Source organism: Alteromonas sp. ABD4_190 (genome assembly GCF_056160105.1).
This window is the reverse complement of record NZ_JBSWWN010000001.1, coordinates 3,100,182-3,115,049: the sequence shown is the minus strand read 5'-3', so window position 1 is coordinate 3,115,049 and position 14,868 is coordinate 3,100,182. Positions and strand designations below refer to the sequence as shown.

Here is a 14,868-nt window from a genome sequence, read left to right as displayed (position 1 = left end):
TTTATATTCGGATAGAATCCAAACTTACTACACCTGTTTAAGCAATATTTTTAAACACCGCTATAAGACCAACAGCTTACGCTTGTTGTCGACAATTTAGGCTCATAAAGGTTGAAAACCCCCTCTAAAATACATATATTGTCGACATTGGTTAATTAAAGACGATGTAAAGTGTTAGTAAAAAGCGAACAAGCCATCACCAATGCCGACCGCACTTTCTTTCAATTGAGGAAAGATATTGTTGAGGGCATCATTCCAGCAGGCAGTAAGCTGAGTGAAATGGAATTGTCGACAAAGTATGAAGTCAGTCGAGCCGTTATTCGTGAAGCCATAAACCGCCTTTCCACATGTCATTTGGTGGAACGTAAAGCTAACGTAGGTGCCCGCGTGGTTGCATTGTCACCCGAAGGCCTTATTCAGCTATACCAAGTACGCGAAGCGCTAGAGGGTATGGCAGCACGCTTGGCCGCACGCTATATGAGCGATGAAGAGATTGCTGATATGCAGGCATTGCTAGATAGCCACTTTGATAAAGTAAAAGGCGGTCAAAGCTATTATCAAGAAGCGGGTGATGTAGACTTTCACTACCGAATTGTAACTGGCAGTAAAAATGATCATTTAATCAGTGTGCTTGTAGACGGGCTTTACCATCTTGTTCGTATGTATCGCGTACAGCTCGGTATGGCTGGCCCTCGCGTAAGCACTGCGTTTGATGAACACAGACACATCGTTAACGCTATTGCCAATCGCGACGAGGAACTGGCTGAAATGCTAATGCGTCGCCATATTCTTTATTCAAAAAATAATATTGAGAAGAAGCTTAATCATGGTTAACACCACTCAGTCTTCTTCATACCTAATTCACCTCTACCCTACTTTCAAATAAGCGAGTGATTATCATGAGTGCAGGAAAGAAATTCAGAACCGCATTAGAGAACAACAAACCGCTACAAATTGTCGGCACTATTAACGCCTATACTGCCATGATGGCAAAGGCCATTGGGCACCAAGCAATTTATCTTTCAGGTGGCGGCGTAGCGAATGCGTCTTACGGCCTACCGGACTTAGGCATGACGTCACTTAATGATGTGATTGCAGACGTTCAGCGCATTACCAGCGCGTGCGATCTTCCGCTAATGGTAGACATCGACACCGGTTGGGGTGGAGCATTTAACATTGCCAAAACTATTCGCGACATGGAAAAAGCAGGCGCGGCGGCAGTTCATATGGAAGACCAGGTTGCGCAAAAGCGCTGTGGTCACCGCCCTAACAAAGAAATTGTTAGCACAGAAGAAATGGTAGACCGCATAAAAGCTGCAGCTGACGCCAGAACTGACCCAGACTTTTTTATTATGGCGCGCACCGACGCGTTCGCACAAGAAGGTTTAGACAAAGCCATTGAACGTGCAAAAGCCTATGTTGCAGCGGGTGCTGACGGCATATTCGCCGAAGCAGTGCAAACCGAAGAACATTACCGTGCATTTGCTGAAGCGCTAGACGTTCCGATCCTTGCCAATATCACTGAGTTCGGCAAAACCGAACTATGGAATAAAGAAGAGCTTGGCGAATGGGGAGCAGCAATGGTGCTTTACCCATTAAGTGCATTCCGTGCCATGAATAAAGCAGCAGAAATGGTGTACAAATCTATACTTGAAAACGGCGACCAAAAAGCCGTTGTCGACAGTATGCAGACACGCATGGAACTGTACGATTATCTTGGCTACCACGAGTACGAGCAAAAACTAGATGCGCTATTCGCAGAAGGCAAAAATTAGTAAATAGATAAATTCAGATTGAAGTTGGCGGGCGCGAAGATGTAGGGGGGAAGTACAGTTCCCTGCCCCTCCGAGGCATGGATGCCGAGGCGGAGCCCCCATGGATGGGTTCACGGCGTGGCAGGGGGCTGTGCTTTGCCCCTGCAGCCAATGTGCCCGCCAACTTCAAGCGTCCAAATTACTTACTATTTTCAATTAAAAGTACCTTACAAATAATACAAGACCGGAGACAACAAGATGGCTAAACAGTTAAGTGGCGCGGGTTTACGCGGCCAAGTTGCAGGCAAAACAGCATTATCAACCGTAGGTAAATCAGGTTCTGGTTTAACGTATCGTGGTTACGACGTAAAAGACTTAGCGCAAAACTGTCAATTTGAAGAAGTAGCGTACCTTATTCTCAAGGGCAAGCTACCTAACCAGTCTGAGCTAGACGCTTATAAAACTAAGCTTCGCGGCATGCGCGGCCTTCCAACAGCAATTAAAGAAGTGCTAGAGCGCATCCCCAAAAATGCTCACCCAATGGATGTACTTCGCACGGGTTGTTCAATGCTAGGTAACCTTGAAATGGAAACGAGCTTTGACCAGCAGCAAGACGTGACAGACCGTATGTTGGCATGTTTCCCAAGTATTATCTGCTACTGGTACCGCTTCTCGCACGATGGTGTGCGCGTAGATGTTGAAACCGATGACGATTCAATTGGTGGGCACTTCCTTCACATGCTTCACGGTGAAAAGCCACGTGAACTTCATGAACAAGTCATGCATGTATCACTCATTCTTTATGCAGAGCATGAATTTAACGCGTCTACCTTCACTGCACGTGTTTGTGCTTCAACCTTATCTGATATGCATTCTTGTGTAACGGGTGCTATCGGTTCTCTGCGTGGTCCACTTCACGGTGGTGCTAACGAAGCCGCTATGGAAATGATTGAAGGCTTTACGTCTGCCGATGATGCTGAAGAAAAAATGATGGGCATGCTTGAGCGCAAAGAGAAGATCATGGGCTTTGGTCACGCGATTTACTCAGAGTCTGACCCTCGTAACGAAATTATCAAGCAATGGTCTGAAAAGCTAGCTGCCGATGTGGGCGACGACGTGCTTTATCCTGTGTCAGTTCGCTGTGAAGAAGTGATGTGGCGCGAGAAGAAGCTTTTCTGTAACGCTGATTTCTTCCATGCCTCTGCGTACAACTTCATGGGTATTCCTACGCCGCTATTTACGCCAATCTTTGTAATGTCTCGCCTAACAGGCTGGGCAGCACATGTTATGGAACAGCGCGCTGACAACCGCATTATCCGTCCGTCAGCAGAATACACAGGCGAAGAACTTCGCCCAGTGCCAGCTATTAGCGAACGTGCGTAACGCTGAGGTTTAGTTTTATGAATATTGATTACCGTAAACCGCTTCCAAACGCGGGTATCGATTTTTTCGATACCCGTGAAGCGGTAGATGCCATTGAACCAGGCGCCTATGCCAAGCTGCCTTATACGTCGCGTGTACTGGCTGAAAACTTAGTGCGCAAATGCGCACCTGAGATGCTAACCGACTCACTCAAACAGCTTATTTATCGCAAGCGCGACTTGGACTTTCCGTGGTTTCCTGCTCGCGTAGTGTGCCACGATATCTTGGGCCAAACGGCACTGGTAGACTTAGCTGGGCTTCGTGATGCTATTGCAGCAAAAGGCGGCGATCCGGCTAAAGTAAACCCAGTTGTGCCAACGCAGCTGATAGTTGATCACTCACTAGCTGTAGAGCACGCTGGTTTTGAAAAAGACGCGTTTGAGAAAAACCGTGCTATCGAAGACAGACGCAACGACGACCGTTTCCACTTTATTAACTGGACAAAAACCGCATTTAAAAACGTGGATGTTATCCCTCCGGGTAACGGCATTATGCACCAAATCAACTTGGAGCGTATGTCACCCGTTATACAGGCTCGCGATGGTGTGGCCTTCCCTGACACGCTAGTAGGTACCGACAGCCACACGCCGCACGTTGATGCACTTGGCGTTATCGCAGTTGGCGTTGGCGGCCTTGAAGCGGAAAGCGTAATGCTAGGCCGTGCGTCTTACATGCGTTTGCCTGACATTGTAGGTGTTGAACTTACCGGCAAACCACAGCCTGGCATTACAGCAACCGACATTGTATTAGCGTTAACTGAATTCTTGCGCAAAGAGCGCGTGGTATCTGCGTATTTGGAATTTTACGGCGAAGGTGCATCGCATCTTACGCTGGGCGACCGTGCTACCATTTCGAACATGACACCGGAATACGGCGCCACAGCCGCCATGTTCTATATTGACCAGCAAACTATTGATTACTTGCGCCTAACAGGACGTGAGGAAAAGCAAATTGCATTGGTTGAGCAGTACGCTAAACACACAGGTTTATGGGCAGATGACTTAGAAACTGCGGAATATGAGCGGGTACTTACGTTCGACCTTTCTTCAGTAGGCCGCAATATGGCTGGCCCATCTAATCCTCACGCACGCTTACCTACTAGCGACTTAGAAAGTCGTGGTATCGCGGCTAAATGGACTGAAGAAGAAGGCAAAATGCCTGATGGCGCAGTTATTATCGCAGCTATCACCAGCTGTACTAATACCTCAAACCCGCGCAATGTTATTGCCGCAGGTCTACTGGCAAGAAATGCTAACCAGCGCGGTTTAACCCGTAAGCCGTGGGTAAAAAGCTCACTAGCACCCGGCTCTAAAGCCGTTAAGCTTTACCTTGAAGAAGCTAACTTAATGAGCGAGTTGGAAGATTTAGGCTTTGGCGTTGTAGCATTTGCCTGTACTACCTGTAACGGTATGAGCGGCGCGCTAGACCCAAAAATTCAGCAAGAGATCATCGACCGTGATCTTTACTCAACAGCAGTATTGTCGGGTAACCGTAACTTCGACGGCCGTATTCACCCTTACGCAAAGCAAGCGTTCTTGGCATCACCGCCATTAGTTGTGGCCTACGCCATTGCCGGTACAATTCGCTTTGATATTGAAAAAGACGTATTGGGCACCGACAAAGAAGGCAACCCAGTAACGCTTAAAGACATTTGGCCAAGCGACGAAGAAATTGACGCTATTGTAGCGAAATCGGTGAAGCCAGAGCACTTCAGAAAAGTGTACGAGCCAATGTTCGACCTTAGCGTTGACTACGGAAAAGACATTAACCCGCTTTATGACTGGCGTGAAATGAGCACCTACATTCGTCGCCCGCCTTACTGGGAAGGCGCGATGGATGCTGAGCGCACCATGAAAGGTATGCGTCCACTGGCTATTTTGGGAGATAACATCACCACCGATCACTTGTCGCCTTCAAACGCTATTTTAGCCAGCAGCGCGGCAGGTGAATACCTCCACAAAATGGGCTTACCGGAAGAAGACTTTAACTCGTACGCCACGCACCGTGGTGACCACTTAACCGCACAGCGCGCTACCCTAGCGAACCCCAAAGTGTTCAACGAGATGGTGCTGGAAAATGGTGAAGTGAAGCAAGGTTCACTGGCGCGCGTTGAGCCAGAAGGACAAGTTATGCGCATGTGGGAAGCTATTGAAACCTACATGAACCGCAGGCAGCCACTGATCATTGTTGCAGGTGCTGATTATGGTCAGGGTTCATCGCGTGACTGGGCAGCTAAAGGTGTACGTCTAGCAGGCGTTGAAGTAATTGTGGCAGAAGGCTTTGAGCGTATTCACCGTACCAACCTAATTGGAATGGGCGTGTTACCGCTTGAGTTTAAACCGGGCACAACCCGTAAAACGTTAGAACTAGATGGTACAGAAACTTACGATGTAAGCGGCGAACCGTCACCAGGTGCAACGCTAACACTGGTAGTGAACCGTCAAAACGGCGAGCAGCTAGAAGTGCCCGTAACCTGTCGCTTAGATACAGGTGAAGAAGTCTCTATTTACAGCGCAGGCGGTGTATTGCAGCGCTTCGCAAAAGACTTCTTGGAAGCTGAAGCTAGCTGAGGGAAAAAACATGACAAAGTATGCGCCACAACTTCGAGTACCGGCTACCTATATGCGTGGCGGTACCAGTAAAGGTGTGTTTTTTAATTTATCTGACTTGCCAGAGGCAGCACAAAAGCCGGGTCCGGCGCGCGATGCCCTGCTTCTTCGTATCATCGGAAGCCCAGATCCATACGGTAAACAAACCGATGGTATGGGCGGTGCTACTTCAAGCACCAGTAAAACCGTGATTTTGAGTAAAAGTGAGCGTGAAGGTTACGATGTCGACTACCTGTTTGGACAAGTGGCTATCGACAAACCTTTTGTAGACTGGAGCGGAAACTGCGGAAATCTTACCGCAGCGGTTGGTGCTTTTGCTATTAGCAATGGTTTAGTTGATGAAAGTAAGATTCCGGAAAACGGCATTGCCACCGTCAACATTTGGCAGGCGAATATCAACAAAGCCATTATTGCAAAAGTACCAATGACTAATGGTGAAGTACAAGAAACCGGTGATTTTGAGCTAGACGGCGTTACTTTCCCAGCCGCAGAAGTAGAAGTGGCCTTTGTTGACCCAGCCGACGGTGAAGGCGCTATTTTCCCTACTGGACGCTTAGTCGACACACTGGAAGTCCCAGGCGTAGGTTCACTTCAGGCGACTATGATAAACGCGGGTATTCCGACTATTTTTATTAATGCGGAAGATCTTGGCTACACAGGCACTGAGCTGCAAGACGACATTAACAGTGATGCAGAGGCGCTTTCGAAGTTCGAAGCCATTCGTGCATACGGCGCGGTTCAAATGGGGCTAATCAAAGATGTCGGTGAAGCTGCAAACAGGCAGCATACACCTAAGGTTGCGTTTGTCGCCTCTCCGAGAGGTTATAAAGCGTCAAGCGGCAAAGATATATTAGGTTCCGACATAGACGCACTAGTACGCGCGCTTTCTATGGGGAAACTTCACCACGCCATGATGGGCACAGCAGCAGTAGCTATTGCCGCCGCTGCTGCCATTCCAGGAACCTTGGTGAATATTGCCGCAGGTGGCGAAGACAGAGAATCGGTGACTTTTGGGCATCCATCAGGAACACTTCGAGTAGGCGCGAAAGCCACTTTTGAAAATGACAAATGGCAAATTGAGCAAGCTGTAATGAGCAGAAGCGCCCGTGTTTTGATGGAAGGTGCAGTGCGCGTGCCCGTCGAGCAAAGTTAGTAGCGCCTGTCTAAACAATAAAACATTAGATAATCCTTATTTAGACATAAGTATGAAACGCCCTCTCATTGAGGGCTTTTTTACGTTTTATTGGTTATTATCAAGAGTCAAATGCCTTGAGTAAATCACATGTATAAAGTTCTTGTAGTAGAAGACAGCTTAACTGTCCGTAAGATCGTTAATAAGCTTATTGAGGATAACCCTCATTTTACTTGTGATCTATGTGAAGACCTCGCTGAGGCCAAAAGCGCACTTGAAAGCGAAACAGAATACCTTGCTGCCATTGTCGATCTAAATCTTCCTGACGCCCCCAATGGTGAAAGTGTTGAGCTTGCGCTCTCCCATAACGTTCCAACCATAGTGCTAACCGGCAATTTTGACGAATTCACTCGTGCCCAATTACTCGACCAAGGTGTACTCGATTACATTACGAAAGAGTCTCGTTACTCCTACCTACAAGTTTCTAAATTAGTCGACCGCTTAAGAAAAAACCTAACCACAAAAGTACTTGTTGTAGAAGACTCTAAAACCAGTCGAAATCATATTTGCTCGTTACTTCGCAAGTTTCAGTTTCAAGTACATGAGGCCACCGACGGTTTAGAAGCACTTGATTTACTTGAAAAGCATCGCGATATAAAAATGGTGATAGCAGATCATAGAATGCCCAATATGGATGGCTATGAGCTCGTTAAAACGATTCGCCACGAAAGGCGGATGCAAGATTTAGTCTTTATTGGGCTTTCTGCCACTGGTGACAGCGTGCTTACCTCTAAATTTATTAAAAGCGGCGCTAATGACTTTTTGTCTAAGCCGTTTTATCACGAGGAATTTTACTGCCGCGTAATGCAAAACCTTGAGTCACAGGAAATGATTCAAACCATTCGAGATTCGGCGAACTTAGACGCGTTGACGAAAGTGTATAATCGACGTTTTCTACATGAAAAAGCCGAAGAGTTATTTGCCAACAGTACGTCTAGAAAAGACGTGATTGTATCTATGATTGATGCTGACAACTTCAAAAGCGTGAACGATACGTATGGCCACAAAACCGGTGACATGTTATTGCAGGAGTTCGCCGCGTTACTGAAAGATTACTTTCCTGACGACCTAATTGTGCGCTACGGCGGCGAAGAATTTACCGTAGTATCGGTAAGGCCGCCCAAAGTGTATCTATCAGCGCTTTCTGCATTTATGGATGCAGTTCGCACTACGCTGTTTACCGGCCACAAATTTAACATTACGTGCAGTATCGGCGTAAGTACCGAAGAGCACAAATGTTTAGAGTCGCAGCTAGAAAAAGCCGACGCGCGCTTATATGAAGCTAAACATGCTGGCAAAGATCAGATTATTCTGAGGGACTCAGTTTTACGCAAGGGAGAAGCTTAAAACTCTGATGCTATTGCAGCCAACCAGGTAACAAATAGCAAAATACCACTAACATGCAAAAGTAACTTACCAACAGCACGGCAATAGTCCTGCCTGTAAGTACACTAACAGCACCTTCTCGGTTGGAGGCAATAGTATTTGCCTCGCCGCTTGGAACAAGTATCGAAAGAATAATCGCAGGTAACACTGTTCCAATAAAACCTGTTACGTTCCACCAAAACCAAAATACGTCATCGACAAAAAATGCGAAGGTTAGGTTGGTTGAAACGCCACACAAAAGGCCAAGGTTGACGTGCTTAGCGCCTACATTTTTCGTTAAAATTCCAAGTAAAAAAACAGCTAAAACAGGGCCAAAAAAGACAGAGCCCACCTTGTTCACCGCTTCTATTACGGTAGGCGCAATATCGCCAGCATTGAGTGAAAGCAGCAAAATAATCACCCCCCATATCAGCCCCGCTAGTTTGGCGTTGCGAAGATAGCGTTCAGATTTGGCTTGTTTTCCCTTCAACTTGAAATAATCTTCCAGTGACACAGCTGCAAGGGAGTTGATAGCAGAACTCAGTGATGACATAGCTGCAGCAAGAATAGCGACCACAAGCAAGCCGATAAGCCCATGAGGTAAATAGTTAAGAATAAATACCGGCATAAGCCAGTCTGGATTATCTTTAGGAATTTGAGATAGCAAGTTAGCGTCGTTGAACGCTAACGTGCCTATCACCAAGCCCGCTAAACAATATAGAAGTGTTATTGGAAACCTGAAAATGCCGTTGGCTAGCATTATCTTTTTTAGATCGCTTTCTGATCTAGCTGACAGTGCTCGTTGCGCTTCAGATTGATCGCACCCATAGTAAGAGGCATAAAGGATAACGCCTCCTAATACCATAGGTAAAAAGCCGAAGCCGTCTCCATTAAAACCTAGAGAAGAGAGATTAAGGGTAGAAACTCGTTCGCTAGGAAGTAATTGTAGAAAGGATGCCCAACCGCCCAATGCGTTAAGACCAAACGCAATACAAATTGCAGTGCCCATTACAATAATCACCATTTGAACAGCGTCACCGTATACAACGGCTCTCATGCCGCCCTGCAAGGAATACAAAATGGTAATAACACCAATGAGTAAGATTGCCTGCGTGGATGAAACCTGCATGGTTCCTTGCAATATAATGGATAGCGCGTAAACCATTATGCCGGTAGCAAAGGCTCTACTGAATTGAAATACAACACTGATACAAATACGGGTAGAGATAGAGAAACGACGTTCAAGGTAGTCGTATATACTCACTACACCACTTCGGTACAGGGTTGGTAATACAAGGGTAGCGAGTAACAACATGGCCAAAGGCACAGCAAGTTCGTAAGAAAGCCAAATTAGCCCGCCACCCTCGCGAAACCCAACAAACGCCGGAGCCGAAATAAAACTAACCGCCGAAAGTTGAGTCGCCATGATGGATAGCAATAGCGGCTTCCAACTTAAGCTTCTGCCAGCTAAAAAGTAGTCTTTCTTCGACTGCTGTCCTCGCAGACTAAAACCAATGATAAGTAAAGTAATGAGGTAGATCGCAATAACACTGTAATCAAGAATATCCATATAAACGCAGGGTTGTGTAACTTAATACCTACCTTTACACAAACTCGCGCTGTTTGCATAAAAAAACAGTGTATAAAAACAGTACTTAAAACAGTGAATAGAAAATAGCGCTATAAAAGTGCCTTACATTACATCCAAGACTTTCTCGTCGACTCCACCTCAAATAACACGCTGTCTGCTAGTTTATCGACGTATTCCTCTGGTAAAAACGGTACTGTCACCGCGCCTGAGGCCAGCACAAATTTTATCGTGGCAAGCTGATTACGCTTCATAAACACGCTTTGCTTAATAATTACTTGCTGTACTTTATAAGGTTCGAAACACTGATAGTCGACGCCTATTCGACCTTTTCTTATGTAAACGTACTTATTATCGTAGGCTATCCCCCATCGCCACCACCTGAGTGTAAGTATAAGTGCTATTGCACTAAAAGCGGCGAATGCACCAACCATAATGTCTAGGTGGGACGAGACGGCGCCAATGGTGAATAAGATGGCAAATGGCACTGCCCATGCTGCAAGCAACCAAAAGCTTATAAAGCGTTTGCTGATAACCTGATAAGGCTGACCACGCAAATCGCAACCAGGCATAACCTCTTGGCTAAGTTCAAAGGCTTCGTTTTCGGTTACCGATGGCACAATAAGCTTATTTGGCGACATCAGTTCTTGCATTTGCTGCCCAGCCGTAGAGTTTTGCTCAAAATACAAATTGACCCGCTTTAGTATTTTATCGAGCCAATCTTGCTTCGCCGTAATCATTTGGATTCGTGAAGCACGCATGCTTACTTCCAGCTTATTGAGCAAGCCGCTGCGACGGATATATCTGTCTCCCGATCGTGAAAGCGTATAGCCATAGAACGTGAAAAGAGCGCCGCCTACGCTAAGTAGCGCCACTAACGCCATAAGCATCATTAGGATAACGAAGGCATACAGTCCAAATTGCCACCAAGCTACCGTTTGTTCACCGACCAGCTGATTAAGCTGCAAGCCCTTGTCGGCTAACCACTCTGACACTACCCCAAACACATCGTCATAAAAAGGCGCGGCGGCCCCTAATATGATCCACACGCGATTATTGGTGATACCATGAATAATGATGTCTTTCACAGATCGGCGATTTAATACTTCTTCATTTGAATGGGAGGAATCTACCGCTTTATCGCGCGTTCGTGGCGTGGAAAAAGACGAACTCTGCTCGTCGGATAAATCTTCGTCTGGCAAACAATCCAGGTCACCTTCATCGTGATGCGCTTTTTCATACAACACCTGCTTTTTCAGCGCTTCAGCATAGTCTTCTGGCACCGCCACTATTTTCGCTTCTTCTTTACCGCTGCCCGCGGTATCAAGCACCACTAACGCGTACCCAAAAGGACGATAATAAAAAGGGCGCTCTATCTTAACGTTTTGAATACGCCACAGAGGCAAGTTGGTATAGCGGCGCTGAAACACACCATGGTGAATCTCAACGTGCTGGTTGTGCACGCGAAACTTGTACATTAAAAAGCTTATTACGCCGCTACTACTGGTAGTTAAAAATAAGATCCCGGCACCGATTAACACTTCAGGCGACAGCAGATTATCCCAAATATTAAACGATATGGCTAAGGCGGGAATGGTGTAGATAAGTACTTGTGCCGAGGCGGAAAAGTTGCGAATGGTAAAGTACAAAATAGAAATAAGAGAGAGACGCTGCCACGCATCACCCGTTTCTACTTTAAGCTGTGGTTCTGCAATCCCCGTGCCCTGAGTTTGAGGGTGAGGCGACACATCGACATCTTCATTGACCTCGAAGTCACCTGCCCTGGCGACTTCAGGCGTCTGATTTGAAAACGATTCAGGCGCAGTCATTAGCGAGCACCAATATCTTTGTGAGCAAGAATAAACTCACGTAACTGCTCAGCTCTTTCAATACTTAGCCCAGGTATTTCAAAGGTATGCATTTCACCACCAGCCGAAAATACTTGAAGGGAAGCAAGACCCGCCCATCTATCGAACGGCCCGCGGTTAACTTCAACGTGCTGAACACGCAAAATAGGTTGGCACGAAAGTTTTCTAAAAATTAGCCCAGACTGCTTACTAATGTCTTGCTCTCGTATTGCATAGAATATACGGACATCAGCAAAGAAGTGGTACATCGCCCATACGGAGCCTAAAGCGACGATACCTGCAACCACATACGGGTAAGCTTGCAGCAGTCCTTCAGGCAGTGACCAGAAACTTTGTAATCGTAATGCGGTGGCAATACCTATTAGTACTAAAGCTATCAATCCAATTGAGAAAATATTTAGCGCTCGGTACTTTTTAGAAATAGGCAGTAATGTAAGTGTTTGAAGTGAGGGAATTTCCTGAATACTAAGTTGGTTATTTGAAAATACGGTCTCTTGTTGTGCGCTTTTTGTCATCACATTAATTCCTTTTACCACTGTAAAAATAAGATAAGCCTGCCGCTTTTTAAGCGCAATTTGACTACTTGGCAATACCGCACCTAATGTTTACTCTACCGCAGTTTTTATAACAAAAAAGAGGGCAAGCCCTCTTTTTAACACTACAAATCAAAGAGCGCGTTGGCCTGACTAGTCGTCAACCTGTTGTTCGTTTAACCAATCATGCAGTGCCTTCATGTCGTGTTGAACCGCCATTTGAAGCTCTTCAACCCAATCGTGCACGTTCTCCCACCATGTAGGATGATCACCTTGTTGGATTTGATTAGCGATACGTTGTACGCGAGCTAAACCAACAGAGCCAGCTGCACCTTTAATTTTGTGAGCCTGTGAACACACTTCGGACTTTTCATCAGCACTTAAGCTAAGCTGCAGTATTTCCATGTATTCAGGCATTTTTTCTTGGAATACTTTAACGCTAGCACGTACCATTTCATCCCCTATGGTATCTACCAACATCTGCAATAAGTCCATATCTAAAATGTTACTTAATGTTTTAGTTGGTTCAGGGCGCTCTACTTCACCGTCTACTTCTAGCGGAGCTGGAGGTGCGTGGAACAGCTCGTTGAACACTTCAATAACCCGAGACTTCTTGATTGGCTTTGCAATCACATCGTCCATACCGTTTTCTAAGTATTCATCGCGCTTTTTAATGACGTTTGCCGTTAGCGCTACAATGGGCGTTTGCATGACTAGGTCTTCTTCGATAATCGTGCTTGCTACATCGAATCCGGTCATATCAGGCAACTGAATATCTAACAAAATTAGGTCGTATTGGTTTTCCCTAACTTTATCTATGGCTTCTTGCCCTGTCATCGCCACATCGACTTTCTGTCCAAGCTTTTCAAGCAAGGCTTTGGCAACCATAACGTTTAGCTCAATATCTTCTACTAACAAAATATTAAGCCCCGTCACTTGAAGCTGTGCGACCTTCATTGGGCTGTTAGAGATTTGCACTGGCAGTACAATCTCAAAACGGGTGCCTTTACCCACGCTACTAGAAACGTGAATTTCACCTTTCATTAAATCGACCATTTGCTTACAAATAGCCAGACCGATACCTGTGCCTGTTGCCGACTGGTGATCGGGATGATCGACCTGGTAATACATAGCAAAAATTTTATCGATTTCGCTTTCAGGAATACCCACACCGGTGTCTTCAATAATAAAGGTGACGTAAGCTTTATCACCATCAGGTTTAGTTGATGACACTGATAAACTCACGTGCCCCTTTTGTGTGAACTTCACTGCGTTAAACAAAATATTCCACAAAATTTGGCGAAGACGAGTACCGTCAATTTCCACTAAACGCGGTAATGGCTCGTTAATCGTCGTTTTTAGTTCAAGCTGTTTATCTGCTGCAAGCAGTCGGATAATACTGCTTAATTCTTCTGTGAAATCTTTTAACGAGATCGTTTTAAGACTTAGCTCAAGCTTGTCTCTATCCAATTTATCTAGGTCAATAATGTCGTTAAAGATATTACCTAGCGTAATGGCACTTGCGTAAATTGTACTAACCCAGCTAAATTGCTCGTCGCTTAACTCGGTATCGCGCAACATGCGGCTTAAGCCTACAATGCCGTTTAATGGTGTACGAAGCTCATGACTGATGGTCGCGATAAATCGCGTCTTATCGGTACTTGCTTTCGCCGCAGCATTTTCCGCTTGTTTACGCTCTGTCATATCACGACCGAATGACAACAGACCTAAACGATTACCTTCTTTGTCGAAGAAAGGTACGCGCTTCATTTCAAAGTAGCGACGTCGGCCGTCAGCAAAGCGAAGCCACAGTTCCTCTGTAATACTTGCGTTGGTTTCCAATACTTCGTGGTCGCTTGCCACGATTTGGCGGGCTAGTTCTTCTTCGTATACATCTTCTGGCGTTAACCCTAGCAACTCTTGCTCGGTTTTTCCGGTCATTAACTCCGCAATGCGGTTACAGCCTGCAAATCTGCCTTCTTCATTACGGTAATAAATCAAGTCTGGGGAGGCATCGATAATGGAGCGCAAGAGTGTGGACAGACGTCGCGCTTGGGCTTCTTGCTCAGATTTATCCTGAATTTCCTTCTCTAAATCTTTAAACAGCGCTTCTCGCTCTTCTTGCGCTTGCTTACGCTGCTCTATTTCATGGTTTAGCTGCCTTATGTTGCTTTGAAGCTCTCGATTAAGAAAAACATCTTCTTCTCTTAAGCTTTCAAGTTGGCTAACTACCTCTTTCAAGTTGGTACGTGAATTCTCTAGCTGCTTTATTAGTTCACTGAAAAAGTAGAGTACCCAAGGCGCAGATAGCATAGTGAGAATGACTGCACTAATGAAATCGTCGGGTTGGACTTGGCTTCCCATACTTACGCGTATCACGTAGGAACCGCCTAGCGTGAACACCAGCGAAAGAACAACAAACAAAATGCTGAGCTTTAGAGTGCCAAAACGCTGAACAAATTGAGCAAAGCGGATTGCCCAAGAATCGTTTGGTGAATCTGAATGCATGTACGTCTTATTTAATCTTATCTTGCCTG

The 14,868-nt window shown here is 45.8% G+C and carries 10 protein-coding genes; 6 read left to right on the top strand and 4 right to left on the bottom strand.

Going from position 1 to position 14,868, the window contains the following annotated elements; all coding sequences use genetic code 11:
- The first annotated feature begins 171 nt into the window (after positions 1-171).
- The 6 genes from ACXAFM_RS13615 (at position 172) to ACXAFM_RS13590 (ending at position 8,324) form a co-directional block, all read left to right on the top strand.
- Positions 172-834 carry a GntR family transcriptional regulator gene (locus tag ACXAFM_RS13615; protein ID WP_474830362.1) on the top strand — a complete coding sequence of 221 codons (663 nt, stop codon included), beginning with the start codon at positions 172-174 and terminating at the stop codon, positions 832-834.
- A gap of 65 nt (positions 835-899) precedes the next feature.
- A complete protein-coding gene (prpB, locus tag ACXAFM_RS13610) occupies positions 900-1,775 on the top strand; it encodes a methylisocitrate lyase (RefSeq protein WP_474830360.1) in 876 nt (291 codons plus the stop codon).
- Positions 1,776-2,012: 237 nt separating this feature from the next.
- Positions 2,013-3,137, top strand: a complete 1,125-nt coding sequence (gene prpC, locus ACXAFM_RS13605) for a bifunctional 2-methylcitrate synthase/citrate synthase (RefSeq protein ID WP_474830358.1) — start codon at positions 2,013-2,015, stop codon at positions 3,135-3,137.
- Between the two features lie 17 nt (positions 3,138-3,154).
- Positions 3,155-5,746: a Fe/S-dependent 2-methylisocitrate dehydratase AcnD gene (gene acnD / locus ACXAFM_RS13600; protein ID WP_474830356.1), complete on the top strand. Its 2,592-nt coding sequence runs from the start codon at positions 3,155-3,157 to the stop codon at positions 5,744-5,746.
- A 10-nt stretch (positions 5,747-5,756) separates the two neighbouring features.
- Positions 5,757-6,938 (top strand): 2-methylaconitate cis-trans isomerase PrpF, encoded by a 1,182-nt coding sequence (gene prpF / locus ACXAFM_RS13595; protein WP_474830354.1) that lies wholly within the window; start codon positions 5,757-5,759, stop codon positions 6,936-6,938.
- Positions 6,939-7,067: 129 nt separating this feature from the next.
- Positions 7,068-8,324 (top strand): response regulator, encoded by a 1,257-nt coding sequence (locus ACXAFM_RS13590; protein WP_474830352.1) that lies wholly within the window; start codon positions 7,068-7,070, stop codon positions 8,322-8,324.
- A 10-nt stretch (positions 8,325-8,334) separates the two neighbouring features.
- Here the strand turns inward: ACXAFM_RS13590 and ACXAFM_RS13585 are convergent, their stop codons facing one another.
- The 4 genes from ACXAFM_RS13585 to arcB all read right to left on the bottom strand — a co-directional run bounded on the left by ACXAFM_RS13585 (position 8,335) and on the right by arcB (position 14,839).
- Positions 8,335-9,912: a sodium:solute symporter family transporter gene (locus ACXAFM_RS13585; RefSeq protein ID WP_474834925.1), complete on the bottom strand. Its 1,578-nt coding sequence runs from the start codon at positions 9,910-9,912 to the stop codon at positions 8,335-8,337.
- 128 nt (positions 9,913-10,040) lie between these two features.
- Positions 10,041-11,759: a PH domain-containing protein gene (locus ACXAFM_RS13580; protein WP_474834923.1), complete on the bottom strand. Its 1,719-nt coding sequence runs from the start codon at positions 11,757-11,759 to the stop codon at positions 10,041-10,043.
- A complete protein-coding gene (locus ACXAFM_RS13575; protein ID WP_474835560.1) occupies positions 11,759-12,313 on the bottom strand; it encodes a PH domain-containing protein in 555 nt (184 codons plus the stop codon). Before ACXAFM_RS13575 ends, ACXAFM_RS13580 begins: the two co-directional genes overlap by 1 nt.
- A 171-nt stretch (positions 12,314-12,484) precedes the next feature.
- Positions 12,485-14,839, bottom strand: a complete 2,355-nt coding sequence (gene arcB / locus ACXAFM_RS13570; protein WP_474830346.1) for an aerobic respiration two-component sensor histidine kinase ArcB — start codon at positions 14,837-14,839, stop codon at positions 12,485-12,487.
- Positions 14,840-14,868 lie beyond the last annotated feature (29 nt).